The following is a 25172-nucleotide window of genomic DNA, read 5'->3' as shown; positions in this document are numbered from 1 at the left end:
TCAACGCGGCGTCCGATTTGTCGGTGGCCCGTGGTAGGTGCGAGACAGCCGATCCGGGCTGCCCGGTGACCGACCTCGTCGCCCCGCAACCGCTCAGGCGAAGATCGCTTGGAGGGCGCGCACCACGTCGTGGTGATCGCGGATCATCCGGCACCGTCCGCGACCGATCAGCGCGAGGTCCTTGCCGAGCTCGGCGTCGTGTTCACCCGAGGTGTCGAGCAGCACGTCGAGGCGGGGGAGCCGGCCGGCCACCTCCCGGGGATCGGGACCGGCGTTGTGCACACAGTCGCTCAGCAGGATGACGCGCGCATCCGCGGCCGGTACACCGTCGAGCTGCTCGAGTGCGGTCTGCAGTGGGAACGCGACGTTGGTCAGACCCTGCGCGGGCAGTGCGAGCAGTTCGTCGACGAGGTGTTCGGTGGTCACCGGTCGGCCCAGTGGGGTGATGAGCGCGGCATCGGACCAGAAGGCGATGACCGCGAGGTCGTCGCGGCCGAGCTCACCGGCCAGCGCACCGGCCGTCGCGGCCGCGGTGCGTACCTGCTCTCCGCGGGTGGAGCCGGACACGTCGACCGCGAGCACGATGGATCGCCGGCGCCGCACCCGCTCCCGCACACGGATGTCGCCGTCCTCCGGAATCGGTTGGGCAACGATCGCCTCGAGGGTGGCGTCGAGATCGAGCTCGTCGGATCCTCCGCGCCAGGGAAGGGTGGTCAGTGTCCCTTTGGCGCCGCGGCGGGCGTTGCGCGTCATCAGCGGACGCGCCAGGCTCAGCTGTCTGGCTATCTTGACGGCGCGCTCACGAGCGACCGGATCCGATGGCGCGCCGCCGGAGTCGTCGTCGCGTACCCCTGCATCGTCGGTCATCGTGACCGTTCCTCGCGACGATCCGCGCGGGGCGTCCTGCGTACGACGCCGACGCACGGCTTCGGTGACGGCGCCGCCGGGACCGGACGCCTCGATCAGCACCGGGTTCTCCGTCAGTTCCTTGGGCTTGCGTCGCAGCGGCTTGCGGCGAACGGTTCGCGCCGTGCCTGATTCGCGGACGAGGGGTGAGTCCGCGTCGACCTCTCTTCAACCGGGTTCGGCCGCCGCCGGCGCCAACAGGAAGTGGTTCTGCCAGATCTCACCGAGTACGTGCTCGGCGGTCGTGATCGCGGTGTCGTCGAGATGAATTCGGCCCGATAGAGCCACATGCATGGCGTCGAGGAAGGTGGAGGTGTAGTCCGGCGGCAGATCGCGAGGCGGCGAGGTCGCGTCGTCGTGCGGGATCGCGATGCCGCGCATCTCGCAGAGCTGACGGGCCAGCAGTGCGGTGTCGATGGCTCCGCGGACGGAGCTGCCCTGGCGGATGTCAGTGTGCCGACGAGTGGCCCGGGTGACGCCGACGGCGTCCGCAACCACACGCGCCGACGTCGATCCCGTTCGGCGTGAGACGATCTCGCGCTCGGCGGCTGCGTCCTGGTAGTCGACCACCAAGCGACACATGCGGTCGTACACCGACGTCGACAGTCGCGTCGTCCCGACGTTGTCGAAGGGGTTCATCGACGCCACGATGCGGAAACTCGGCGCGGCGGTGATGGTTCCGACGCGCGGAACGGTGATGGTGCGCTCGGCCATCGCGGTGAGGAGGGTGTCGATCGTGTCCTCCGGCGCCCGGTTGAACTCCTCGACGTAGAGGAACCCGCCTCGCCGCATGGCGTCGAGCAGGGGGCCGTCGACGAAGTTCTCGGGGGAGTAGTCCTCGCGAAGTACCCTCGACGGATTGTGGTGACCCACCAGACGACTCGGGGTGAGGTCGGCGTTGCCCTCCACCAGGACCAGCGGGATTCCCCAATCGGCCGTGATGGCCCGCAGCAGCGTGCTCTTCGACGTCCCCGGCGGGCCCTCCAGGATCAGGTCCCGACCGGCGGCAACCGCGGCGAGCACGAGGTCGAGTTCGCGGTCGCGGCCGACCACCTCGTCGGCGATCCGAGCCCGGATCGCCGCGAGGTCGCCGGTTTCCCTGGACCGGATCGAGGTCACTTGACGGGGTCCTGATTGACACCGGCCAGGAGCAGATGGCCGGCGTCGACGGGAATGGTGACGCCGGTGACGGAGGCCGCCAGCTCTGAGTTGAGGTAGAGCGCGGTGTTCGCGATCACCTCGGGTGGCATGAACGTGTGGCCCTTGAGCGCGTGGAAGTGGTAACCGCCCTCGATGAGGTCGTCGGCGGTACCGCCCTCGTGGCCGGCGAACATGTCGTAGGCGCCCTGCTGGTCGGTCATCGGTGTGCGGATGGCGCCCGGATTGATGGAGTTGCAGCGGATTCCGTGTGGCGCGAGTTCGAGCGCGATGTTCTTCATCAACCCGATCACACCGTGCTTGGTGGCCACGTAGTGCGAGTAGTTCATGCCGGGCCGGAGTCCGTTGACCGACGATGTGATGACGATCGAGCCGGTCTGTCGCTCGATCATGTGCGGTGCAACGGCTTTCGCCGACTTCCACACCCCCGTGAGATTGACGTCCATCATGTCCGACCACATCTGCTCGGACATCTCCCAGAAGGGCGCGCGGGTCCAGATCCCGGCGTTGGCGATGAGCACGTCGATCTTGCCGAACTCGGCGATACCCGCCGCAACCGCGTCGTCGAGCTGTGCCTGGTCCCGGACGTCGGCGTCGAAGGACAATGCACGATGGTCGAGAGCCTCGACCTGGCGCACTGTCTCGGCCATGTCGTCGGCCGTCGCCAGCGGGTAGTCGACGGAGTCGAGTCTGCGCGTGATGTCGAGCAGGATCACGTCGGCGCCCTCGCGTGCCGAGGTGACGGCGTGTGCGCGACCCTGGCCCCGCGCGCCGCCGGTGATGAGAACGGTCTTGCCGTCGAGAAGTCCCATGTCGTCTGACCTTTCTAGAGTCGTCCGCCGGCGTCGACCACGTGCGTGGTCCCGGTGACGTAACGGCCGTCGTCGGAGACGAGGTAGAGGATCGCGTTGGAGATGTCGACCGGCTCGACCATGGACACCGGCAGCCTGTTCAGTTGCCTCGCGGCTTCCTCGAAGTCGGCGCGGGTGGGTTGTTCGACGTCGGGGCGGAACAACTGGTACGTGGCGTCGTTGAGGATCATCTCGGTCGCCACAGTGGTCGGGTGCACGGTGTTGACGCGGATGCTCTGCGGTGCCAGCTCTTTCGCGAGGACCTGCATCATGCCGATCAACCCGGCCTTGGCGGCGGAGTAATGCGCGATGTTCTCGTTGGCCCACATCGCGGCGAGTGAACTGGTCAGGACGATCGAACCGCCGCGTCCGCCGGCGACGATGTGTGGTGCCGCCGCCCGAACGGTCTTCCACACGCCGGTGAGATTGATGTCGATCATGGTCTGCCACATGTGTTCGTCCATCTCCAGCGTCGGCGCCATGGTGCTGATGCCGGCGTTGGCGAGGACGATGTCGATGCGGCCCAGCTGTGCCATCCCGTCGTCGGCCGCCTTCTGCAGCGCCGACAGGTCGCGAACGTCGGCTTCGGTCGCGACGATTCGACGATCGAGGGCCTCCACCTCGCGGACGGTCTCCTCGAGATCGCCCGGCTTGGCGGTGGCATAGGGGACCGTGTCGACCTGCTCGGAGATGTCGACGGCGATGATGTCGGCGCCTTCCTGCGCCAGACGCACGGCGTGGCTGCGTCCCTGACCTCGTGCTGCTCCGGTGATGAAGGCGACTTTGCCCTCGAGTTTGCCCATGGCGATCCCTTCGACGCGACGTGTACTGAGTGATGCACGTCTCACTTGGAGGATATGACACACCGTGCCATAAGGGGTCGAAACGGACGTTTCCGCAGTCGGAGCGGACCCGAGGCCTCCGGGTGACACGATGGCGGTCATGGACACCGCACGGTCTTCGGAGCTCCAGGCGGCCAAGGGCGGGCGGCCCGCCACGACGAGCGCCCACCAGTTGGCCGCACGAGCGCAGGAACTGTTCCTCGAACGAGGCTTCGAGAACACCAGCGTGGGCGACATCGCCGACGCCGCCGGGGTCAGCCGGCGCACGTTCTTCCGCTACTTCGCGACCAAGGCCGACGTGGTGTGGGTCGAATCGGCAGCCGAACTCGACCATTTCCGGCGTCTCATCGCGGAGTCCGACTCCCCGGCTCATGTGACGGTGACCGAGGCGTTCATCGCTGCGATCGACCACGGAAGAGCCGAAGCGACGTGGGCGCGTCACCGGGCTCAGCTGATCCTCACCGTCCCCGCGGTGCAGGCACAGGCCAACGTCGTGTACCGACAGTGGCGGGCGGTGATCGCCGAATACGTCCGGACTCATCCGTTCCGTCACGCCGACGACGTGTACCCGATCGCCGTTGCCCACGCGGTCATAGCCGGATCGTCTGCCGCACACGAGATGTGGCTCGATCGCGATGACCTCGAACTCGGCGACTGCCTGCGAGAGATGTTCGCGCTGATGGTGCCGGGGCCTCCGCCGCGGTGACACCGTCGGCGCACGAGTCACGACCGCGTCAGCGCACGACCTCGCGGTGCCCGGCGTCGAGGCGGCGGGTCCAGCCCCGGGTGTCGAGATACTCAAGCAACGGGATCACCACGCGCCGTGAGGTTCCCAGCGCCTGCCGGGCGGCGCTCGTGGTGAACGGTTGATCGAGCGCGGCGAGCGTGCGCATCGCCAGAGCCGGGGCGGTCGGGAGCAGCACCACCCCGTCGCGTAACCGGAGGATTCGGCCCAGGCGTTCGGCGCCCGCGAGTTCCCTTCCGCCCAGGCCGAGTGCGCTGAGGTCGTCGGATTCGGGAGCGCGGAACGGGTGCTCGGTCAGCCGCCGTTCCAGCGCGAGGATCGCATCCTCGGCGTCACCCAGCGACGGGATGTGGCCGGGCGCCGACAGGTGACCGTCGGACGACGACAGTCCCGCGTCGGAGATGACGGCCGGTAGCAGTACGGGATCGGGGAGTCGCAGCAGCGCGGGCACGCCGGACGTCGACAATCCGGGTGCGAGCGGGTTGCGCTCGTGGACGTCGGCGACTGCCGCAGATAACCGTTGAGACCATGCGGCCATGGATGATTCGGCGACCCACCAGTCACCGATCACCCGAACGCCCGCGGGTGCGGACTCCGCGTCGCCGACGAGGCCGAGCCGGATCAGGTCCGCCGCGCGTACCGCTCCCCGGCGAGCCACGTCCTCGGCGGCCCCCTCGTCGGACATGGTGGCCAACGCCGCCGCGCGTCGTGCTGCATCGCCACGACGGTGCAGGGGTGGGGGATCGGGGTGGACGACGACGCCACCGCCGACGATGCGCCGGCCCGGGTCGCGCAGTACCAGTCGGTCACCGCGCGCCAGGGCCACGGCGCGAGCGACGGTGATGCGTGCGTGGTCGGCGTCGAAGGGACGCAGCCGCGCCGGTAGAGCGGCGGTGCCGATGTGCACGATCAGATGTCCCGGCGCCTCGTCGAAAGGCATACCGGTCACCCGCCGGATGTCGGCGACCGCGGAGCAGTGCCACGCACCCGGCGTCACGAGTGCGTCACCTCGGGCGACGTCGTCGACGCCGGCACCTCGTACGTTGACGGCGACCCGGCTCACCGGGCCGGTCGTCGTGAGTGGCTCACCCTCGCTCTGAATTCCGCGGACATCGATTCTCCGGTGACCGTCGGAGGTGAGGAGATCCAGGGCGTCGCCGACCGTGATCGTGCCCGACGCGAGGGTGCCGGTCACCACGGTCCCGGCTCCCGTCCGGGTGAAGACACGATCGATCCAGAACCGTATGCGACCGGTGGTCGACGGTCGTGGCACTTCCGCCAAGACCGTGTCGAGCGCGGAACGCAGCTCGTCGAGACCCACCCCGTCGGGTGCCGACACCGCCACCGCCGGCGCGTCGACGAGGCCCGTCGTGCTCAATGCGGTTCGCGCGGTGCCGATCACCTCGGCGATGCGTTCGGCCGAGGCGCGGTCGGCACGCGTGATCACCAGGAGCCCGTGTTTGATTCCGAGCGCGGCGATGGCGTCGCGATGATCGTCGGACTGGGCGCTCCAGCCCTCGTCGGCGGCGACGACGAACAGGACGACCGGCGCCGGCCCCAACCCGGCGAGCATGTTCGGGATGAATCGCTCGTGCCCGGGGACATCGACGAAGGCGACGTCGACACCGGAAGGCAGTGTGGTCCAGGCGAAACCGAGGTCGATGGTGAGGCCACGGCGTCGTTCCTCGTCCCACCGGTCGGGTTCGATGCCGGTCAGCGCCCGCACGAGCGTGGACTTGCCGTGATCCACGTGCCCGGCGGTGGCCACCACATATCTCATGCGCCGGGGTTCACGACTCGCTCAGCGCCTGCCGGATCGCCCCGAGCAGCCGTGCGTCGTCGGCTTCCGGTATGCACCGCACATCCACCAGGCACGCGTCGTCATGGACGCGCGGCAGGACCGCCGGATCGCCGAGACGGAGGCGCTGCGCGGCCGACACCGGGAGCCGCACCGCCCATCCGGGCAGTGGCACGCCCGGCGCGCCACCGCCGCCGACGCGACCGTCGTGCGCAACGACCGGGAATCCGACTGCCGCGCCCAGGCTTTCGGCACGTTCACGAAGACTACCGGAATCGGCATGGAGATACTCCGACACGGGGGGTCGGGGTCCGCCTACCGTGGCCTCCATCGCGGCGAGCGCGAGTTTGTCCGCCCGAACCGCCCGCGCGAGAGGATGTTTGGCGAGCCGCTGCACGAGTGGGGCGTCACCGAGGACGAGCCCGGCCTGCGGTCCGCCGAGTAGTTTGTCGCCGCTCGCGATGACGAGATCTGCGCCGGCGTCGAGTGTGGTGGAGGCGTCGGGTTCGTCCGGCAGAAGCGGATCGGGCCGGAGGAGTCCGCTGCCGATGTCGGCGACGATGGGGACACCGCGCTCGCGAGCCAGCTCCCGCAGCTGGGACAGCGAGGTCTCGGAGGTGAATCCCTCGACTCGGAAGTTGCTGGGATGCACCTTGAGGATGGCGCCGACGTCGTCGGCGGCGAGGGCCTCCGCGTAGTCACGAGCGTGCGTGCGGTTGGTGGTACCGACCTCGTGCAAACGTGCGCCGGTCGATGCGATCAGCTCGGTGAGCCGGAAACCCGCACCGATCTCGATCATCTCGCCGCGACTGATCACCACCGCACGTCCCGCCGCGAGTGCGGTGGTGGCCAGGACCAGCGCCGCGGCGCCGTTGTTGACCATGAGTGCGTCGCCGGCCGCGGGGCATGCGCGCAGCAGGGCCTCTCTCGTCGCGGCACCCCGCTTCGATCGGGTGCCGGTCTCCAGATCGAGTTCGACGTCGACATATCCCGACGCCGCGATGACGGCGTCGAGGGCGGCCGCCGACAGCGGTGCCCGGCCGAGATTGGTGTGGACGACGACGCCGGTGGCGTTCAGGACCGGGCGAGACGACGACGCGTACGACCCACTCACCGACTCGACGACGATTCGCTCGACGTCCTCAGGTGGTGTGTCGCCGCGGCGTGCGGAGTCCTGCGCCTGGCGGATGATGTCGCGGATCGCAGTGTCGCCCAATCGCACTCGCGCGTCGGACACCGCGGGAAGGGCCAGCAGGGTGTCGGTACGCGGAATCCGGCGACGTGGATCGGTGACGGGGGGCTTCGACACGGCTCCTCGCTTCGCTCGTCACCGGCTCAGCCGGCCGGGACCTGGGGGTTGGCGGAGGCGGACGGGAATCGAACCCGCCAGGCCGAGATACTCGACCTCACCGGTTTTGAAGACCGGGGAGCCCACCAGGACCCATACGCCTCCCTGCGCCGTCCAACGTATCCGACGGCGAGAACCGTCAGTCCTGCCGGTGCGGCCAGTTCCCCTCGGTGATCAGCTCCTCGAAATGGCGGATGAGCTTCGGGTTGAGATCATCCTCGACGGCCCGTTGAAAATCACCGTCCCACTGCGCAAACCATTCCTCATCCCGCTTCATCAGGAAGATGGGCCATCCGTGGGTGATGTCGAGTTCGTCGCCGTAGAGGTCGGTCGAACCGTCTTCCCGCATGTACCAGTAATCGTGTCCCGACTCCCAGAACGCCTGTAGCTCGCCCGCGGTGACGTAGTACTCGCCGTCTGCTTGCCTCATGAGCCCGATGGTAGCGATCCCCGGTCGGGGAGATGTCTGATTGCGAGAGGGCTACCCTCGGCACGGTGACTGTGCGCGATGATGCTCCCGTCCGACTCACCGGCTATGCCCATGGCGGTGGCTGCGCCTGCAAGATCCCGCCGGGCGAACTCGAGCAAGCCGTGGCCGGGCTGACCGGTCAGATCGGCGACGACATCATCGTCGGGCTCGACGCCGGGGACGACGCCGCGGCGGTGCGCGTCCGCGACGACCTCGCCGTGCTCTCCACCGCCGATTTCTTCACCCCGGTCGTCGACGATGCCTACGACTGGGGCCGCATCGCCGCAGCGAACGCGTTGTCCGACATCTACGCGATGGGCGGTGACCCCGTCGTCGCGATCAACCTGGTCGGCTGGCCGCGCGGTGTGCTGCCGATGGAGCTGATGACCGAGGTGCTGCGCGGCGGTCTCGACGTCGGGGCGCTGGCGGGATGCCCGGTGATCGGCGGGCACACCATCGACGACCCGGAACCCAAGTACGGCATGGCGGTGACGGGAGTCGCCCATCCCGACCGGTTGCTGCGCAACGACGCGGCCGAGCCGGGCCTGCCGATCACCCTCACCAAACCGATCGGCGTCGGACTGCTGAACAACCGGCACAAGCAGACGGGTGAGGTGTTCGACGAGGCGATCGCGCTGATGACGACGCTCAATCGCGAGGCCTCGCAAGCTGCGGTCGCGGCCGGTGTCCGCGCGGCGACCGATGTCACCGGATTCGGCCTGCTCGGGCATCTACACAAGATGTGCCGCGCGTCCGGCGTCGGCGCGGTGCTCGACCGTGGTGCGGTACCCGCGGTGAGCGGCGCGGCCGAGGCCCTGCGCGACGGGTTCGTGTCGGGCGGTAGCCGCCGCAACCTCGACTGGGTGCGCCCGCACCTGACCCTCGGACCCGGGATCACCGACGACGACCTGTTGTTCCTGGCCGACGCGCAGACGTCGGGCGGGCTCCTGGTGGTGGGTGAGGTGCCGGGTCATCCGGTGGTCGGCGAGACCGTCGCGGGCTCGGGGATCACGGTGCGGTGACCCTTCGTGGCTCGTCGCTTGCGCTCCTCGCACCTCAGGGAGCAGTGGGGGGCCGCACCTCAGGGAGCACGTCCGCGATCCTGGAGCGCCGCCCACCCACAGATCGAGAAACCATCCGCAACCGCTCACTGATTCCGTTCCCGCTCACCAGATTTCGGTGAGCGGGAACGGATCCGGTGAGCGGGGACTGTCCTTTACGACGCGCCCGCACCTCAGGGCGCGGGCGGGCCGGTGGTGATGGAGTCGTCGGTGATCCCCGCGGCACGACGCGCTGCGAGACGCCGTTTCTGCGGTTCGATGGTGTAGCGGGGATTCTTCGCCGATTCGATTCCGGCGTCGAAGACGCCGAATCGTGTGCACGCCGACGCGGCGAGCAAAGCGAGTCCCGACGCGACGGCCACCGGCCGGGAGCGGCCGCTGAGCAGGGCGCCGACACCGCCGGCCACGGCCAGTCGCTCGCTCCAGCGCAGGAGCTTTCCCGCCGTGCCGTCGTGCATCGGTTCGGTGGTCACCGGGTCCATCCGACGTTCCATCAGTCGCATCGCGGTGAGGTCGCCGATCACGCCGAGAACCGCCAGGGTGCGCGCCGGGGCCGCCTGGTCCGTGGGTGTGGTGACCAGGGCCAGCCCGCTCGACGCCAGGCTCGCCGAACTGACGAACACGAACGGCAGGTCGCGGTGCATGGCGTTCCAGGTGGGCACGGCGGTGTCGGAGAGCAGGACGGCGGTGTACACCGCGAGCGGCGGACCGGCGAGACCCGCCGCCAGTCCGGCCGGGGCCTCGACGGCCCGCAGCGCCGGACGCAGCGGCCCCAGCGGCAGACGTGCCCCGGTCATCCGGTCGATCTCGCCGACCGCGGCCACACCGAGCGCGCCGCTGAACGCCGACAGGATCCATGAGCCGACGCTCATCGGTGAGGTCACCTTGAATGTCCGCAGCATGTTGTAGAAGCGGTCGGGCCGCCCGAGGTCGGCGACGAGCGCGATCGCGCCCAGGCCCACAGCGCCGAGGCCGCCGAGACGGGCGTTGCGGCGCAACACATCCCGTCCGGTGAGCTGGGCGCCGGCGGCGAGGACACCGGAACCGCCGGCGACACCGCCCAGGAACAGGTAGGCGGCGACCTTCTCGTCCCAGGGCGGCGGTTTGACCACGGGATGTCCGTAGTACGAGGTGAACTCGGCGTCGGGAACCATCGACATCTCACGGTTGCCGTCGCCCTGGCCGAAGTTCTTGCGTGGCTTGCGTTGTCCGCCACGGCCGAAACCCCGGCCGCGCCGCCGGGGCGGCTCCGGCGGACGGAACGAGTCGAACTCCGACGAGGTCATCGGCCGCCCCGCAGAAACGAGAGTGCGGCGGCGGCGAGCATTCCGGCGGCGGCGATCCCGGCGCGTTTGTACATCGCCGGCAGGTCCGCGGTGCACACCCGCGGGTCCGGCGGCAGTCCGTAGACCTCTGGCTCGTCGAGCAGCAGGAACACCGACCCGGTGCCGCCGACACCGTCGTTCGGGTTGGCCCCGTAGAGCCGCGCCTCGGTCATACCCTGCTCGTGCAGCGCCCGGACGCGGGCGTGGGCGTCGTCGACGAGGTCGTCGTGGTCGCCGAACTTGATCGACGTGGTCGGGCAGGTCTTCGCACAGGCCGGTGTCTCGTCGTCGAGCAACCGGTCGTAGCAGAGCGTGCACTTCTGCGCGACACCGCGTTTGGGCACCTCGGGCTGCTCGCCCTTGCGCTCGCCGGAGCGGATCGTCGGGGCGGCGGTACCGTCGGCGCGACGCTCGACGACGCCGAACGGGCATCCGGCCACGCACGTCCCGCAGCCGTTGCAGACGTCGTCCTGGATCACCACGGTGCCGAACTCGGTACGGAACAGCGCGCCGGTCGGACAGACGTCGAGGCATCCGGCATGCGTGCAGTGCTTGCAGACGTCCGACGACATCAGCCAGCGGAACTCGGGGGTGTCCGGGACTTCGACTCGGCTCGTCGCTGCGCTCCTCGCCGGCTCAGCCGGCGGGAAGGAGGGCTCAGCCGGCGGGGAGGAGGCTTCAGCCGGCGGGGAGGGCATGGCGGGCATCCCGAGACCGACGAGCATGCGCCCGGATTCACGGGCCTCGGCGATGCGGTCGGAGTTCTGTTCGATGAAGGCGACGTGACGCCAGGTGCTCGCACCGAGCGCGACGGTGTTGTCATACGACATCCCGGTGAGCGCGAGGTCGCCGTCGCGCGGGTTGCCGTTCCACTCCTTGCACGCGACCTCGCAGGCCTTGCAGCCGATGCAGATCGAGGTGTCGGTGAAGAACCCCTTGCGGTCCTCGTGAGTGCTCCAGTGCGCGTCGGCGCTGGGATCGGATGGTCCGGACAGCTGCCCCATCTACTCGTCCGCCTTCCCGGTGATGTGCTGGTTGTCGGTCTCGACGGTGACCCCGGCGCGCTCCTGATGGGCACGCACCAGGTCGAGCAGGGCCCGGCCCTGCGGCCGGCGCCCGGCGATGACGTCGCATGAGCCCACCTTGGACTCCTGGATCTGCACGTTCGGATCCAGTGTGACCCCGATCAGGTCGTTGGCGGCATCGCCGCTGACCACGGCGTCGGAGCCGACGCCCCAGTGGTAGGGGAGCCCGACCTGGTGCACCTGCCGTCCGTTGATGGTCAGCGGCACCATGCGGTCGGTCACGAGAACTCGTGCCTCGATCGCGCCGCGCGGCGAGACGATCGTCGCCCAGCCCTCGTTGGTCAGGCCGCGCTCGGCCGCCAGTTCGGGCGAGATCTCGCAGAACATCTCTGGTTGCAGCTCCGCCAGATACGGCGACCACCGGCTCATGCCGCCCGCGGTGTGATGCTCGGTGAGGCGGTATGTGGTGAACACGAACGGATACACCTCGGAACCCGGGACGCCTCCGCTCGGCGCGCCGAGGTTGTCCACGCGGGGGAACAGGACGCGGGCAGGCGACTGCTGCTGGGGATACAACGTGTTGACCACGGGCGATTCCTGCGGCTCGTAGTGCGTCGGCAGCGGGCCGTCGACCAGCCCGCGAGGGGCATAGAGCCAGCCCTTCCCGTCTGCCTGCATGACGAACGGGTCGTCGCCGCACAGGGCTTCGACGCCGCCGACCGACGGATCGGGCCGTGCGTCGGGTGCGAGGTCGACGGGGAAGTCGGGCACGTCGGGACCGACCCATCGCCCGGCGTCGGCGTTCCATTCCATGTATCGCTTGCGTTCGCTCCACGGGCGACCGTCGGGGTCGGCCGACGCACGGTTGTAGAGGATTCGACGATCCGCCGGCCACACCCAGCCCCACTCGTGCTGGGTGACCCCGCCGCCGCCCTGTGGGACCCGGCGGGCGGCCAGGTTCCGCGGGCCGTCGGTTTCCGCACCGGTGTAGACGCCGGTGTAGATCCAGCACCCGCCCGCGGTCGAGCCGTCGCGTCGCATCTGGGTGTAGGACGTGAGGTTCTTGCCTGCGTCGGGTCCGGTCACGTGATAACCGTTGATCTCCGACAGCACGGCCTCGGGATCGGGGTTGCCGTGCTGGTCGAGGGGATAGTCCCAGGTGATGTCGAGCAGCGGACGGTCGCGGTCGTCGGTCGACCCGGCGAGCCGTTCGCGGATGCGGCGTCCGAGTTCGTAGAAGAAGTCCATCTCGCTCTGGCACTGGCCCGGTGGTTCGACGGCCTGGTGACGCCACTGCACCATGCGCTGCGTCTGCGTGAACGAGCCGGCCTTCTCGACATGGGTGGCCGCGGGCAGGAAGAACACCTCGGTCGCGATGTCCTCGGTGCGGAGCTCCCCGGAGTCGATCTCGGGTCCGTCCTTCCACCAGGTGGCCGTCTCGATCATGTTGAGGTCACGCACGACGAGCCACTTCAGGTGCGACATCGCCATCCGCGCCTGGCGGCCGTTGGCCGAACCCACTGCGGGGTTCTGGCCGAGGACGAAGTAACCGTCGACCTTGTCGGCGAGCATGTCGACCGTCGTCTGGAAGGTACCCGCCGGACCGGTGAGTCGCGGCAGATAGTCGTAACACCAGTCGTTCTCGGCGGTCGCGGCATCGCCGAACCACGCCTTGAGGAGACTCACCGTGTAGTCCTCGGCGTTGGCCCAGAACCCCTTCTCGGCCTTCGAGGTGATGGCGTCGATGTACTCGCCGAAGCTGTCGTGTTTGCCCGCCGAGGGCATCGGCAGATAGCCGGGCAGGAGGTTGAACAGCGTCGGGATGTCCGTGGACCCCTGGATGCTCGCGTGACCGCGGAGCGCCATGATCCCGCCGCCCGGCCGACCGATGTTGCCGAGCAGGAGCTGCAGAACCGACGCGGCACGGATGAACTGGGCGCCGAAGGTGTGCTGGGTCCAGCCGGTCGCGTAGCCGAAGCAGGTGGTGCGTTCGCGACCGGAGTTGTCGGTGACGGCGCGGGCGAGGTACTCGAAGTCGCGTAGCGAGATCCCGCACATGTCGCGCACCATCTCGGGTGTGTAGCGCGAGTAGTGGCGTTTGACTATCTGGAACACGCTGCGCGGATGCTCGAGCGAGTCGTCGCGCACCGTGGCGCCGTGCTCGAGCGGCGGCCCGCCGGAACCGTGTTCGTGGCCGACGGCCCGATCCTTCGCGGGCGGGCCGTCGTCGGGATGGCCCGGTGACTCGACCTTGTCCTCGCCGGCCTGATCTCCGTCGGACTGGGCGTCGGGTTCCTCGTACGCCCACGACGTCGCGTCGTATTCGCCGGTCTCAGGGTCGAAACCGGAGAACAGGCCGCCGAGTTCCTCGGTGTCGCGGAAGTCCTCCGAGATCAGTGTCGCGGCATTGGTGTAGGCGACGACGTACTCACGGAAGTACTTCTCGTGCGTGATAGCGTAGTTGATCAGCGCGCCGAGCAGGACGACGTCAGAGCCGGCACGGATCGAGATGTGCCTGTCCGCAACCGCGGAGGTTCGGGTGAAACGCGGGTCGACGTGAATGACCTTCGCGCCCTTGGCCTTTGCCTCCGACACCCACTGGAAACCCACCGGGTGCGCCTCGGCCATGTTGCCGCCCATGAGGACGATGCAATCGGCGTTGGCCATGTCCTGCAGTGATTGCGTTGCGCCGCCGCGTCCGAACGAGGCCCCCAGACCGGGAACCGTGGCGGAGTGTCATATACGCGCCTGGTTCTCGATCTGGATCGCGCCCGCGGCGGTGAACAACTTCTTGATCAGGTAGTTCTCTTCGTTGTCGAGGGTGGCGCCACCGAGCGAGGCGATACCCATCGTGCGCCGGAGCAGCCGACCCTCGTCGTCGTGGTCCTGCCATCCGCGGCGCCTGGCCTCGAGGAAGCGGTCGGCGATCATGTCGATCGCGGTGTCGCGGTCGAGATCCTGCCACTCCGTGGCGTACGGGGCGCGATAACGAATCGCGGTCTGCCGCATCGGGTTGTTGACGAGCTGTTCGCTCGACGCCCCCTTCGGGCACAGGCGGCCACGCGAGATGGGTGAGTCGGGGTCGCCTTCGATCCCGACGACCTTCTCGTCCTTCACGTACACCTTCTGGCCGCAACCGACCGCACAGAACGGGCACACGCTCTGGACCACGCGGTCCGCGGTGGCGGTGCGCGGTTCGATGCCGCGTGTCCTCGCCGACGTGACCGCCGGTCCACGTCCGAACACGTCGCCCGACCGCAGCTGGCGGAACACCGGCCATTCGAGGGGGCTGAAGGATGGCACGGGATCGAGTCTAACCCTCCCGCGGCCCACGGTCCGGTCGACGGGACCGGCACCAGCGCAGGCGCGCCGGGTTCGACGCCCGGCGTGGTATTCGACGTGGGTCGGCAACCCGACTTGACCATCCTGCAGTCGTCGGTGCCGCCACGGCCCCTCTTCGTGCAGCCGCGTTCAGTGAGTCAACCGGCCGCGTCCATCGAGCACATCTCGGATGATGAGCAGCACCCGCGGCCCCGAGGACGAAACGAAAATCTCGTCCACCTCAGGGACTCCGAAGGGCAATGTGCCCTCCGACCGCCCTGAGAAGGACGAGATTCTCCCATCACCGGCCGCGACGATGGCTGCGTTGTCGTCGTTCGACCCCCTCGACCGGTGCGGGACGCAGTCGAGGCCGCCGTGGCGAGCTGAGGGCCGTCCGACTCAGTGCTGCGCTGCCGTGACATCCGTGCCGCGCGGCACGAGCGCGAACACGGCGACGGCGACGGCGACGAGCGTGAGTCCGCCGACCAGGCTCGTCTCCTGCATGGCGTCGGTGAACGCGGTCGCGGCCCGCTCCGCGAGGCCCGGTGCGGCGGTTGCCTCGGCCAGACCGACGGCGGCGCCGAGAGATTCGGCGGCCGCGTCGGTCACCTCGGGTGGCACGCCGGGCATCGGGTCGGCGGTCAGGGTGGACCGGTACAGGATGGACGCGACGCTGCCGAGAATGGCGACGCCGAGCACGTTGCCGAGGTCGTAGGCGGTCTCCTCGAGTGCGGCGGCATTGCCCGCCTTCGCATCCGGGGTGCCGGCCATGATCATCGCCGAGGCGATCGCCAGCGAGCCGATGCCGAATCCGACGAGCACCTGGGCGATGGCGACCGTGCCGTAACCGAGTCCGTCGGAGCCGAGGGACATCAGCGTCATGCCGACACCGGCGACGGCGATACCGCCGGCCACGACGCCCCGGGCGCCGATCATCCGCGAGAGCGGGGCGGCGATCATCGAGGACACGATCGCCGCTCCCGCCACCGGGAGCAGTCGTACACCGGCCGCGATCGGAGAGTGGCCCTCGACCAACTGGAGCCATTGCGCCAGCAACAGCAGCGCCGCTGCCAGGCCGAACATGGAGCCGAGCGCGGCCAGGATGCCGGCGCTGAACGGCCGGCTGCGGAACAGCGAGACGTCGAGCAGCGGTTCCGTGCGACGCAGGCAGCGCCGCACGAACAGGGTGAGGACAAGCACCGCGCCGAGTAGGGCCAGCCAGGCGACCGGCGCGAGAAGGCTCTCTTCCTTGGCGAACCGCTTGATCGCCCAGACCAGCGCGACCATGCCGGCGATGGACATCAGGGCACCGACGGCGTCCCAGCGGCCCGGCTGCGGGTGCTTGGACTCCGGCAGGATCAGCAGGGCGGCGACGATCGCGACGACCATCAGCGGGACGTTGACGAGGAACGCGGCCCGCCACGAGAAGTACTCGAGGAGAACACCGCCGACGATCGGACCGACGGCCGCGCCGAGACCCGACACCGCGGCCCACAGTCCGAGTGCGGTGGCGCGCTCGGCCGGGTCGGTGAAGATGCTGCGCAACAGCGACAGGGTGGTCGGCATGATCATGGCACCGCCGACGCCCAGCAGCACCCGCACCGCGATGACCGCGCCGGGCGAGTCGGCCAGCAGGACCAGGGCGGAGGCGCCACCGAACACCGCGAAACCGGTGACCAGCATCCGCTTTCGGCCCCATCGATCGGCCAGCGAACTCATGGACAGCAACAGGCCGGCCAGGACGAGAGAGTAGGCGTCGATGGTCCACAACTGCTGATCGGCGGTGGGGCGGAGGTCGCCGGCCAGGTCGGGGAGTGCGACGTTGAGGATCGTCAGGTCGACGGTGATGACCAGCAGACTGGCCGACAGCACCGCGGCCGACGCCCACCGGCGCCGGAAGGACAGGCCCTGTCCGGCGCTGGTCGACGGTGTCGTCTTCGATGTGTGCTGCATCATCGTCGGCTCCGGTTCTGATCGGTGGAGGTGGCGGGGGAACTCAGCCCGGTCAGGGCCGTCAGGGCGGCGGTGAGGTCGTCGATGGACAACGGTGTCCCGTACAGAAGTGCGTGCATCGCCACTCCGTCGGTGTAGGCGGCGACGGCGTGAGCGGCGCTCCGCCCGACGTGCGGCGTGAGGATCTCGACCAGTCCATCGGGCCAGCGGACCGCGAGCGGACGGAGCTCCGGATCGATGACCGCCGCCGACACGAGTGCGAGATCGGCGCGGACCAGTCGCTCGTCGGACATGTACTCGTGTAGCGCCTCGGCGAACACCACCGCCGACGGGCCGTGCTGCTCGAGCGTCTCCGCCACCTCCGCCAGGCCTGAGTCGATGTCGTCGGCGAGACGGGCGAGCGCCGCCTCGCGCAGATCGTCGAGTGTGGCGAAGTACTGCGTCGTCGAGCCGAGCGGCACGCCGGCACGCCGGGCCACCAGGCGGTGCGTCAGACCGTCCGAGCCGACCTCGGTGATCAGGGTGGCGGCGGCCTCGATGATCGTGCGACGCCGCTCCTCGGGATCCCGGCGGCGGCGGGGTGGGGCCTCGGTCATTGAATCGGCGTCCTATCGGTCGTGATGTACGTATGTACATGTACAAAAGTACACTATGACTTGGCCGGTTTTCGGGTCGACTGCTGGCATCATGCGACCATGACGCGACGGCCCCACGACGACGCGACCGAGCCCGGACGCGCGATGCGCAGGATGGATGCGGTCGAGTTGCCGCGGACGGCACTCGACACCTTTCTCTCGTCGTCGGCTTTCGCGGAGATGCTCGATCCCGACGACGAGCGAACGGCGTCGCGAGGCGCGGCGGCGCGGCGCGCGGAGGTCTCCGACGTGGTGCGCGCGATCGATCGTTTCGCCGGCTGGCGGTTCGTCGACCGGGAGCGTGCCGGCGAGGTCGTCTTCGGCGGTGTCACCGGCGGCGGGCTCGGGGTCCGGCCGTCGGTCGTCGACGAGGTGCTCGCCCTGCTGCACCCGGTCGCGCTCCCGTCGCCCGGGCCGCCGAAACCGATTCCGCACGAAGCGAAGTCGACCCTCGGATGCTATGTCTATGCGCTCGTCGACCCGCGGGACGCATCCGTGTTCCACGTGGGCGTGGGTCGCGGTGACCGCGTGTACCGTTACGCGGCTGCCGCGTTGGCCGGGGTGGTGCCCGATCCCGCCGACATCGTCGGCGACGACGAACCGGCACTTGTTGCAACCGCCATCGAAGACCGTGTCCGCGACATCGACGCCGACGGCTTCGGCGTCGAGCACTGGATTCTGCGATACGACGTGAGCATCGTCGAATCCGCCGAATCGCAGGCACTTTCGTTGCGCGGCTCCGCGCGTGACGCCGCCGTACTGGCGGGGTCGGACCTGCCCTCGACGGGGCACGACCCGGCTGCCACCGAACGGCCATGGCCCGTCGAGGAATTGGTCCTGCGCTATGCGGCGCCGGTGTCGCCGCCGCTGCCCGAGCCATGCGTGCTGGTGAAGGTCGACGAGGCGGCCCGCAACAACGCCACCGCCGACGACATCTATCGACTCGCCCGCAGCGCCTGGCGCGCGGGACCGCACCGGACCGTACCCGACCTGCCCGTGCTGGTCTTCGCCGACGATCTCGTCCGCGCGGTCCACCGCGTCGACTACTGGGAGTCCTTCCGCGACGACGAGGGCAACCTCGACCCGAAGCGGTGGGTATACACCGGGAAGCCCGACCCGGAGCTCGAAGCCCGATACGTGGGCACCAGTCTGCGCGAGATCCGCGCAGAGCGCGGCGGCAAGTGGAACCCGTCCGGGTGGCACCCCTATGGACAGGTCCGCTGAACCCGTACCCCACCCGATGGAACAAATCGTTCTCGTCGTCCGAAGTCAGGGGCTTGTGGTCTGGTAGAACTCGCGGCATCGTCCGTCGACAGAAAGCCACCGCATGTCACCAGATCGCCGTACGACACCAGACCGCCGCACCGCTCTGATCACCGGCGCATCCGCCGGGATCGGCAAGACCTTCGCGTCGCATCTCGCCGCACAGGGGTACGACCTCATGCTGGTCGCTCGCCGAGCCGAACGCCTCGACGAGTTGTCCGCACAACTGCATGGTGACCACGGTGTCCGATGTGACGTGTTCGCCGGCGACCTGTCCGATCCCGCGACGCCGGCGGCGATCATCGAGCGCGCCGAAGAGCTCGGGCTGGGAATCGATGTGCTGATCAACAACGCCGGGATGTCGTTGAGCACCAAGTTCGCCGAGACACCGTGGGAGGAGGTGGCAGGTCAGCTGCAACTGATGCTCACCTCGTTGACCGAACTGTCCCATCGAGTGACCCCGGGGATGAAGGAACGCGGTTGGGGGCGAATCGTGAACCTGTCGTCCATCACCGCTCTGTTGCCTCCCGCGGAGGGCCTGCTCTACAGCGCCATCAAGTCATATGTGCTGCTGATGTCGCAATCACTCGACATGGAGCTGAAGCCGCACGGAATACATGTCACGGCGCTGTGTCCTGGATTCACCAGGAGCGAGTTCCACGACGCGATGGGTGCGGAGACCCGCAAGACCGCCGATCGACTGCCGGGTGTCCTGTGGCAAGAACCCGAGGACGTCGTGAAGGAAGGGTGGAACGCGGTGATGAAGGGCGACGCGGTGTGCGTGACGGGGACGGTCAACAAGCTGGCCACTGCGGCGGTGCGGCCCATTCCGCCGGGTGTCCAGTACTTTCTGGGCCGGACCCTGAACCCGTTCAAATAGGCGGGGGCGCACTACTTCTCGGTGCGTCGACTCCCGCCGTGCCAGTCCTCCTCGGTCCCCGCCTCCCCGTCGGTCACGCCGAAGGCGCGCAACTGCGGCTTCTCCCGCAGGCTGCGCTTGAGCTCGGCGAAACCCGGGAAGCTCGCCAGCCCGATCACGTGATCCCACAAGATGATCGCGTCGTCGTCGCTGGGTAGCCGACTGATCACGGGCCCGAAGAACGCCACCCCATCGGGCGGCTGGAAGTGGATGATCGGCGTACCGACGTCGCGGCCGGTCAGCGTGAGGGCCTCGTCGGTCTCGGTCTGGATCTCCGCGTCGAAGCCGGTGTCGTCGAGCGCGGTCAAGTGGCTCGCCGGCAGGTCCAGTTCACTCAGCACCGGGCCCAGGAAGTCCTCGGTGCCGCGGTGGTCGGTGTCGCCGACGATGTAAGAACCGTTGTGCGCGTCGAAGATCCGGGTTCCGAGGGCTTCGTAGAGCGGACCGATCGCGGCGCGCCCGTGCTCGCGGCGGATGCTCGCGGCCACCCGCAAGAGCCTCAACCCGGCGGTGTGACCGGCTTCGTACTCCGGTGGGAAGTGGGCCTCGTAGTCGATGTGCGCGTTCAGCAGCCGCAGTGAGATGAAACGCCAGTCGACCGCGTAGTCGCGCCGCGACTGCACCTTGCGCACCCATTTGCTCGTCATCCACGCGAACGGGCAGACAGGGTCGAAGTAGAAGGCGACGTCGGCGGTACCCGTGTCCATGGGTCCCGACGGTATACCCGTCACCCCGAAGTGGCGAGAGGCGCCGCAATCGGCACCTCCCGCCACATGAGGAACGGGTGACTCAGCCCTGGGCGGCGGCCAGCGCCTCGTTGAACGTCGCGCTCGGCCGCATGACGGCGGCGGTCTTGTCCCAGTCGGGGTAGTAGTAACCGCCGATGTCGACCTGCTCACCCTGCACAGCGTTGAGCTCCTCGACGATCTTGTCCTCGTTGGCGGCGAGGGTCTCGGCCAGCGGGGCGAAGTGCTTGGCGAGATCGGCGTCCTCGGTCTGCGCAGCGAGTTCCTGCGCCCAGTAGAGCGCCAGATAGAACTGGCTGCCGCGGTTGTCGAGTTCGCCGGTCTTGCGTGACGGTCCCTTGTCGTTCTCGAGCAGCTTGCCGGTGGCGGTGTCGAGGGCCTTCGCCAGGATGACGGCGCGCTTGTCGTCGAACTTCTTGCCCACGTCCTCCAGGCTCACCGCGAGCGCGAGGAACTCGCCGAGCGAGTCCCACCGGAGGTGGTTCTCCTCGATGAGCTGCTTGACGTGCTTGGGTGCCGAGCCGCCCGCGCCGGTCTCGTAGAGTCCGCCGCCGGCCATCAGCGGGACGATCGACAGCATCTTGGCGCTGGTGCCCAGCTCCAGGATCGGGAACAGGTCGGTGAGGTAGTCGCGCAGGATGTTGCCCGTGGCCGAGATGGTGTCCAGGCCGCGGACGACGCGCTCGAGGGTGTACCGCATCGCGCGGACCTGCGACATGATCTGGATGTCGAGGCCCTCGGTGTCGTGATCGGGCAGGTACTTGTGCACCTTCTTGATCAGCTCGTTCTCGTGGGGGCGGTACGGGTCCAGCCAGAACAGGACAGGCATTCCCGAGTCGCGGCACCGGTTGACGGCGAGCTTGACCCAGTCCTGGATCGGGGCGTCCTTCACGATGCACAGACGCCAGATGTCGCCCTCTTCGACGGTCTGGGTCAGCAGCACCTCACCGGTCTCGATGTCGGTGATGTTGGCCGTTCCGCCCGCGGGGACCTCGAAGGTCTTGTCGTGCGAGCCGTACTCCTCGGCCTTCTGAGCCATCAGGCCGACGTTGGGGACGGTGCCCATCGTGGTCGGGTCGAACTGCCCGTTGGTCTTACAGAAGTTGATCATCTCCTGGTAGATGCGGGAGAAGGTCGACTCCGGGTTGACCGCCTTGGTGTCCTTGAGGCGTCCGTCGGCGCCGTACATCTTGCCGCCCGCGCGGATCATGGCCGGCATCGAGGCGTCGACGATGACGTCGCTGGGGGAGTGGAAGTTGGTGATGCCGCGCGCCGAATCCACCATCGCCAATTCGGGACGATGCTCATGGCACTTGTGCAGGTCGTCGATGATCTCCTCGCGCTGCGCGCTCGGGAGGGACTCGATCTTGCTGTACAGATCGGAGAGGCCGTTGTTGACGTTCACGCCGAGTTCGTCGAACAGTTCGCCGTGCTTTTCGAACGCGTCCTTGTAGAAGACCTTGACGGCGTGACCGAAGACGATCGGGTGGCTGACGCGCATCATCGTCGCCTTGACGTGCAACGAGAACATGACGCCGGTCTTGTAGGCGTCCTCGATCTGCTCCTCGTAGAACTTGATGAGGGCCTTCTTGCTCATGAACATGCTGTCGATGACGTCGCCGTCGGTGAGTGACACCTCGGGCTTGAGCACGAGCGTCTCGCCGGAGTCGGTGAGCAGTTCCATCTTGACCTTGCGGTCGCCCTCCACCGTCATCGACTTCTCGCCGTGGTAGAAATCGCCCTCGCGCATGTGCGCGACGTGGGTCCGAGACGCCATCGACCACTCACCCATGCTGTGCGGGTGCTTGCGGGCGTACTCCTTGACCGCCCGAGGTGCGCGTCGATCCGAATTGCCTTCGCGCAGAACAGGGTTGACGGCGCTGCCGAGGCACTTGGTGTACCGGTCGCGGATGGCGCGCTCGTCGTCGGTCTTGGGGTTGCCCGGGAAGTCGGGGAGGTCGTAGCCCTTGTCCTGGAGTTCCTTGATGGCGGCGAGGAGCTGGGGGACAGAGGCGCTGATGTTCGGCAGCTTGATGATGTTGGTATCGGAGGCCTGGGTGAGCTTGCCGAGTTCGCCGAGATTGTCGGTGACCTTCTGGTCGTCGGGCAGGATGTCGGAGAACTCGGCGAGGATGCGAGCCGCGACCGAGATGTCACTGGTCTCGACGGTGATTCCGGCCGCCCCGGCGAACGTTCGCACCACCGGCAGAAACGCGTGAGTGGCGAGCATGGGTGCCTCGTCGGTCAGCGTATAGATGATGGTCGGCTGTTCGGCACTCATGCGATGTGTTCTCGATTCTGTCTTGGGTTCGACTCTGCTGCGACCTTGTGGGTCCGGTTTTACCGATATCACGCCGGGGATGGACTCGGGTGACATCTCCACATTGATTTTGCCTGTCCGGGCACAGCGACGGGAGATGTGGTGGGTGGATTCGACCCGAACACGAGGTGGTAACGCGTGTGACCTGGACGAGGTCTCAAATTTGGTGTGGCCGACGCCACACCCCCCCCGGCCTTCGGGGGATATGAGTCGACCCCGCTCGAGCGATGGTCGATCGCCAGGCGGGGTCGTGTGTGAGGCGGGGTCAGGCGGCGCGGCCGGGCACGGTCTGGCGCAGACGGATCAGGCCGTCGCGGATGCGTGACTTGACGGTGGGGAGTGCGACACCGAGGTGCTCGGAGACCTCGCGGTACGTCAGGCCGTGAAAGTAGGCGAGCTCGATGGCCTGGCGCTGCAGCGGGGTGAGGGTCTCGAGTCCGGTATGGATGAGGCGTGCGATCTCGCGTCGCTCGACCGATTCGCTGACCTCGTCGATCTCACGTCCGGTGTCGGCGATGCCGTAGGCGACGGTCCGCCGGGTGGCAGCCGACTCCGAGCGGACACGATCAACGGCCCGACGGTGCGCGAGGGTCAGAATCCAGGACAGGGCCGACCCGGACTCCGGCTTGTAGGTGTCGGCATTGCGCCAGACGGCCAGAAAGGTCTCCTGAGTGGCTTCTTCGCTGTAACCGGGATCGCGGAGAACTCGCAGCGTCATGCCGTAGACGCGATCACACGTGGCGTCGTAGAACTGGGCGAAGGCGTCCATGTCGCCGGTCGCCACGCGGGCAAGGAGTGTGCTCAGATCGGCGTCGTTCATGATGAAACTCCTTGCCGCGATGGCGTTTGTCCGGTGCTCGGGCTGTCGTCGGTGTTCGGTGCCGACGGAGTCGTCGATGCGATGTGTACAACGCTAAGCTGTCGGCCCGTCTCCACCATCATCCCCAGGCACAACGGGATGGTTTCGCAATCCTCATATAACGGTTTCATAACGGGGGTTCCCGGGTCGCCGACCGACGCGTTCTGCGGACGCCGCTGTCGTGCTCGCCGGGTAGCGTCCTCGCGACGGAAGGAATGCCCATGGCCGACGACACGATCACGATCGGTGACGGACGCCCGCGCTGCCTGTGGGCGGCTCGAGAGCCCGAGACCACCTACCACGACACCGAGTGGGGTTTCCCGGTCGTCGGCGACGACGCGCTCTTCGAGCGGGTCTGCCTGGAGGGATTCCAATCGGGTCTGAGCTGGCGCACGATCCTGATGAAGCGGGAGAACTTCCGCGCGGCATTCGCAGGCTTCGACATCGAACGGGTTGCGCGGTTCTCCGACGCCGACGTCGCGCGGCTGCTCGGCGATGCGGGGATCATCCGCCATCGCGGCAAGATCGAGGCGTCGATCAACAACGCGGGCCGGGCCGTCGAACTCATCGAGGAACACGGCTCCCTGGAGTCGTACTTCTGGGGCTACGCGCCCGCCGGAGAGCATGTGCCCGGTTCGATGACCACCTCCCCGGAGTCGGTCGCGCTGTCGAAGGACCTCAAGAAGCGCGGGTGGCGATTCGTCGGTCCGACGACGATGTTCGCCCTCATGCAGGCGACGGGAATGGTCAACGATCACGCGTACGGCTGCGTGATCCGCGAGAAGGTGGATACTGCCCACCGAGGGGCTCAGCAGCCCGGCTCCCAGGCGGCCGTATCCCCTGCGCGTTGCCCGTAGCATTGCCGTATGACCTCGAACAATGCGTCGACCTTCGGCGAGGCGGGAACCGCCAAGTACGTGAATCTGACGACGTACCGCAAGGACGGCACCGCGGTGACCTCGCCGCTGTGGGCCGCGCTCGACGGTGACCGTCTGGTGATGTGGACCGTGGCCGATTCCTGGAAGGTGAAGCGGCTGCGACGTGATCCGCGCGTGGTGGTCCAGGCTTGTGATGTCCGGGGCCACAAGGCCTTCGGCGAACCGGTCCGCGGAACCGTCGAGGTGCTCGACGCCGCGGACAGCGGCCGCGTCAAGAAGGCCATCGCAGACAAGTACGGGCTGCTCGGCAAGATCACCATCCTCGGCAGCAAGATCCGCCGGGGCACGCACGGCAGCGTGGGGATCGTCATCACGCCTGCCGTGTGATCGTTGCCGGTCGCCGCGGCGCGCGGGCCCGGTGACAACGCAGCGTCAATACCGGCCCGGTCCGCGTATGGATCGCGTTAAGAAACTCTCTCGCACGCACTCCGGGGCGTGATCCTTCGATGTGCCCACCGCACGGTGGGCACACCGATGCGTTCGAGAGAGTGAGTGACTGTGGCGGATCTGTTGTACGTGCTGCTCGCCATCGCGGGGTTCGCCCTGTGCGTGCTGGCAGTGCGGGCCGTCGACGTGAGGGCCAGGAAGTGACCGCCGAGGGGGTGGTCAACGTCGCACTCCTGGCGCTTGCGGCCGCGACCGTGCTGTTCCTCCTGGTCGCGCTGGTGTTCCCGGAGAGGTTCTGACGCC

General features: G+C 68.2%; 22 protein-coding genes and 1 tRNA gene. 7 read left to right on the top strand and 16 right to left on the bottom strand.

The window, feature by feature from the left end; all coding sequences use genetic code 11:
* Window positions 1-93: 93 nt before the first annotated feature.
* The 4 genes from ACSUZC_RS19340 to ACSUZC_RS19325 form a co-directional block, all read right to left on the bottom strand.
* Complete coding sequence (locus ACSUZC_RS19340; RefSeq protein ID WP_439030076.1) at window positions 94-969, bottom strand: vWA domain-containing protein; 876 nt, start codon at window positions 967-969, stop codon at window positions 94-96.
* Between the two features lie 105 nt (window positions 970-1074).
* Window positions 1075-2025: an AAA family ATPase gene (locus tag ACSUZC_RS19335; RefSeq protein ID WP_439030075.1), complete on the bottom strand. Its 951-nt coding sequence runs from the start codon at window positions 2023-2025 to the stop codon at window positions 1075-1077.
* Complete coding sequence (locus ACSUZC_RS19330) at window positions 2022-2876, bottom strand: mycofactocin-coupled SDR family oxidoreductase (protein ID WP_439030074.1); 855 nt, start codon at window positions 2874-2876, stop codon at window positions 2022-2024. The genes ACSUZC_RS19335 and ACSUZC_RS19330 overlap by 4 nt, the downstream gene beginning before the upstream one ends.
* A 14-nt stretch (window positions 2877-2890) precedes the next feature.
* Window positions 2891-3718 carry a mycofactocin-coupled SDR family oxidoreductase gene (locus tag ACSUZC_RS19325; RefSeq protein ID WP_388056795.1) on the bottom strand — a complete coding sequence of 276 codons (828 nt, stop codon included), beginning with the start codon at window positions 3716-3718 and terminating at the stop codon, window positions 2891-2893.
* Between the two features lie 130 nt (window positions 3719-3848).
* Between ACSUZC_RS19325 and ACSUZC_RS19320 the strand changes: the two genes are divergently transcribed.
* The gene (locus tag ACSUZC_RS19320; RefSeq protein ID WP_439030073.1) at window positions 3849-4463 is read left to right on the top strand and encodes an acyl-CoA-like ligand-binding transcription factor; all 615 of its coding nucleotides are present in this window, start codon (window positions 3849-3851) and stop codon (window positions 4461-4463) included.
* A 28-nt stretch (window positions 4464-4491) separates the two neighbouring features.
* Here the strand turns inward: ACSUZC_RS19320 and selB are convergent, their stop codons facing one another.
* From selB to ACSUZC_RS19300, 4 genes are all read right to left on the bottom strand, one after another.
* Window positions 4492-6282 (bottom strand): selenocysteine-specific translation elongation factor, encoded by a 1791-nt coding sequence (gene selB / locus ACSUZC_RS19315; protein ID WP_439030072.1) that lies wholly within the window; start codon window positions 6280-6282, stop codon window positions 4492-4494.
* A 10-nt stretch (window positions 6283-6292) separates the two neighbouring features.
* A complete protein-coding gene (selA, locus tag ACSUZC_RS19310) occupies window positions 6293-7609 on the bottom strand; it encodes an L-seryl-tRNA(Sec) selenium transferase (protein WP_439030071.1) in 1317 nt (438 codons plus the stop codon).
* A 49-nt stretch (window positions 7610-7658) separates the two neighbouring features.
* Window positions 7659-7753: transfer RNA gene (locus ACSUZC_RS19305), tRNA-Sec, on the bottom strand.
* Between the two features lie 34 nt (window positions 7754-7787).
* Window positions 7788-8078, bottom strand: a complete 291-nt coding sequence (locus ACSUZC_RS19300) for a hypothetical protein (protein ID WP_439030070.1) — start codon at window positions 8076-8078, stop codon at window positions 7788-7790.
* A gap of 32 nt (window positions 8079-8110) precedes the next feature.
* Here ACSUZC_RS19300 and selD point away from each other — a divergent pair, with 32 nt between their 5' ends.
* Window positions 8111-9139 (top strand): selenide, water dikinase SelD, encoded by a 1029-nt coding sequence (gene selD, locus ACSUZC_RS19295; RefSeq protein ID WP_439030069.1) that lies wholly within the window; start codon window positions 8111-8113, stop codon window positions 9137-9139.
* A gap of 212 nt (window positions 9140-9351) precedes the next feature.
* Here the strand turns inward: selD and nrfD are convergent, their stop codons facing one another.
* From nrfD to ACSUZC_RS19270, 5 genes are all read right to left on the bottom strand, one after another.
* Window positions 9352-10464, bottom strand: a complete 1113-nt coding sequence (nrfD, locus tag ACSUZC_RS19290; RefSeq protein ID WP_439030068.1) for an NrfD/PsrC family molybdoenzyme membrane anchor subunit — start codon at window positions 10462-10464, stop codon at window positions 9352-9354.
* Window positions 10461-11507 carry a 4Fe-4S dicluster domain-containing protein gene (locus ACSUZC_RS19285; protein WP_439030067.1) on the bottom strand — a complete coding sequence of 349 codons (1047 nt, stop codon included), beginning with the start codon at window positions 11505-11507 and terminating at the stop codon, window positions 10461-10463. The genes nrfD and ACSUZC_RS19285 overlap by 4 nt, the downstream gene beginning before the upstream one ends.
* Entirely contained in the window at window positions 11508-14831 is a 3324-nt protein-coding gene (fdh, locus tag ACSUZC_RS19280; RefSeq protein WP_439030066.1) for a formate dehydrogenase, read from the bottom strand.
* Window positions 14832-15248: 417 nt separating this feature from the next.
* A complete protein-coding gene (locus ACSUZC_RS19275) occupies window positions 15249-16805 on the bottom strand; it encodes an MFS transporter (protein ID WP_439030065.1) in 1557 nt (518 codons plus the stop codon).
* The gene (locus tag ACSUZC_RS19270; protein ID WP_439030064.1) at window positions 16802-17398 is read right to left on the bottom strand and encodes a TetR/AcrR family transcriptional regulator; all 597 of its coding nucleotides are present in this window, start codon (window positions 17396-17398) and stop codon (window positions 16802-16804) included. The genes ACSUZC_RS19275 and ACSUZC_RS19270 overlap by 4 nt, the downstream gene beginning before the upstream one ends.
* A gap of 153 nt (window positions 17399-17551) precedes the next feature.
* On the opposite strand from ACSUZC_RS19270, the gene ACSUZC_RS19265 reads away from it, so the two are divergent.
* Both ACSUZC_RS19265 and ACSUZC_RS19260 read left to right on the top strand, forming a co-directional pair.
* Window positions 17552-18661, top strand: coding sequence for a GIY-YIG nuclease family protein (locus tag ACSUZC_RS19265; protein WP_439033180.1), 1110 nt, complete (start codon window positions 17552-17554; stop codon window positions 18659-18661).
* Window positions 18662-18764: 103 nt separating this feature from the next.
* Entirely contained in the window at window positions 18765-19580 is an 816-nt protein-coding gene (locus ACSUZC_RS19260; RefSeq protein ID WP_439030063.1) for an SDR family NAD(P)-dependent oxidoreductase, read from the top strand.
* Window positions 19581-19591: 11 nt separating this feature from the next.
* On the opposite strand, the gene ACSUZC_RS19255 is transcribed toward ACSUZC_RS19260, so the two are convergent.
* The 3 genes from ACSUZC_RS19255 to sigK form a co-directional block, all read right to left on the bottom strand.
* Window positions 19592-20326, bottom strand: coding sequence for a mycothiol-dependent nitroreductase Rv2466c family protein (locus ACSUZC_RS19255; RefSeq protein ID WP_439030062.1), 735 nt, complete (start codon window positions 20324-20326; stop codon window positions 19592-19594).
* 82 nt (window positions 20327-20408) lie between these two features.
* Window positions 20409-22646 carry an NADP-dependent isocitrate dehydrogenase gene (locus ACSUZC_RS19250; RefSeq protein ID WP_439030061.1) on the bottom strand — a complete coding sequence of 746 codons (2238 nt, stop codon included), beginning with the start codon at window positions 22644-22646 and terminating at the stop codon, window positions 20409-20411.
* A gap of 304 nt (window positions 22647-22950) precedes the next feature.
* Window positions 22951-23505: an ECF RNA polymerase sigma factor SigK gene (gene sigK, locus ACSUZC_RS19245; RefSeq protein WP_439030060.1), complete on the bottom strand. Its 555-nt coding sequence runs from the start codon at window positions 23503-23505 to the stop codon at window positions 22951-22953.
* Between the two features lie 260 nt (window positions 23506-23765).
* Here sigK and ACSUZC_RS19240 point away from each other — a divergent pair, with 260 nt between their 5' ends.
* The 3 genes from ACSUZC_RS19240 to ACSUZC_RS19230 all read left to right on the top strand — a co-directional run bounded on the left by ACSUZC_RS19240 (window position 23766) and on the right by ACSUZC_RS19230 (window position 25168).
* Complete coding sequence (locus tag ACSUZC_RS19240) at window positions 23766-24401, top strand: DNA-3-methyladenine glycosylase I (protein WP_439030059.1); 636 nt, start codon at window positions 23766-23768, stop codon at window positions 24399-24401.
* A gap of 9 nt (window positions 24402-24410) precedes the next feature.
* Window positions 24411-24809 carry a PPOX class F420-dependent oxidoreductase gene (locus ACSUZC_RS19235; protein WP_439030058.1) on the top strand — a complete coding sequence of 133 codons (399 nt, stop codon included), beginning with the start codon at window positions 24411-24413 and terminating at the stop codon, window positions 24807-24809.
* A gap of 218 nt (window positions 24810-25027) precedes the next feature.
* The gene (locus ACSUZC_RS19230; RefSeq protein WP_439030057.1) at window positions 25028-25168 is read left to right on the top strand and encodes a potassium-transporting ATPase subunit F; all 141 of its coding nucleotides are present in this window, start codon (window positions 25028-25030) and stop codon (window positions 25166-25168) included.
* Window positions 25169-25172: the final 4 nt, after the last annotated feature.

It is taken from the genome of Gordonia terrae (genome assembly GCF_051789125.1).
In the GTDB taxonomy this organism is placed as follows: domain Bacteria; phylum Actinomycetota; class Actinomycetes; order Mycobacteriales; family Mycobacteriaceae; genus Gordonia; species Gordonia terrae_A.
The sequence above is the reverse complement of the archived record's forward strand: the minus strand, read 5'-3'. Positions and strand labels throughout refer to the sequence as shown.

Bases quoted from the DNA above. Each gene is read 5' to 3' on its own strand.
- ACSUZC_RS19330 (WP_439030074.1), bottom strand. From the start codon at position 2,876: ATGGGACTTCTCGACGGCAAGACCGTTCTCATCACCGGCGGCGCGCGG.
- ACSUZC_RS19325 (WP_388056795.1), bottom strand. From the start codon at position 3,718: ATGGGCAAACTCGAGGGCAAAGTCGCCTTCATCACCGGAGCAGCACGA.
- ACSUZC_RS19320 (WP_439030073.1), top strand. From the start codon at position 3,849: ATGGCGGTCATGGACACCGCACGGTCTTCGGAGCTCCAGGCGGCCAAG.
- selB (WP_439030072.1), bottom strand. From the start codon at position 6,282: ATGAGATATGTGGTGGCCACCGCCGGGCACGTGGATCACGGCAAGTCC.
- ACSUZC_RS19300 (WP_439030070.1), bottom strand. From the start codon at position 8,078: ATGAGGCAAGCAGACGGCGAGTACTACGTCACCGCGGGCGAGCTACAG.
- selD (WP_439030069.1), top strand. From the start codon at position 8,111: ATGTCTGATTGCGAGAGGGCTACCCTCGGCACGGTGACTGTGCGCGAT.
- nrfD (WP_439030068.1), bottom strand. From the start codon at position 10,464: ATGACCTCGTCGGAGTTCGACTCGTTCCGTCCGCCGGAGCCGCCCCGG.
- ACSUZC_RS19285 (WP_439030067.1), bottom strand. From the start codon at position 11,507: ATGGGGCAGCTGTCCGGACCATCCGATCCCAGCGCCGACGCGCACTGG.
- ACSUZC_RS19275 (WP_439030065.1), bottom strand. From the start codon at position 16,805: ATGATGCAGCACACATCGAAGACGACACCGTCGACCAGCGCCGGACAG.
- ACSUZC_RS19270 (WP_439030064.1), bottom strand. From the start codon at position 17,398: ATGACCGAGGCCCCACCCCGCCGCCGCCGGGATCCCGAGGAGCGGCGT.
- ACSUZC_RS19265 (WP_439033180.1), top strand. From the start codon at position 17,552: ATGGATGCGGTCGAGTTGCCGCGGACGGCACTCGACACCTTTCTCTCG.
- ACSUZC_RS19260 (WP_439030063.1), top strand. From the start codon at position 18,765: ATGTCACCAGATCGCCGTACGACACCAGACCGCCGCACCGCTCTGATC.
- ACSUZC_RS19255 (WP_439030062.1), bottom strand. From the start codon at position 20,326: ATGGACACGGGTACCGCCGACGTCGCCTTCTACTTCGACCCTGTCTGC.
- ACSUZC_RS19250 (WP_439030061.1), bottom strand. From the start codon at position 22,646: ATGAGTGCCGAACAGCCGACCATCATCTATACGCTGACCGACGAGGCA.
- sigK (WP_439030060.1), bottom strand. From the start codon at position 23,505: ATGAACGACGCCGATCTGAGCACACTCCTTGCCCGCGTGGCGACCGGC.
- ACSUZC_RS19240 (WP_439030059.1), top strand. From the start codon at position 23,766: ATGGCCGACGACACGATCACGATCGGTGACGGACGCCCGCGCTGCCTG.
- ACSUZC_RS19235 (WP_439030058.1), top strand. From the start codon at position 24,411: ATGACCTCGAACAATGCGTCGACCTTCGGCGAGGCGGGAACCGCCAAG.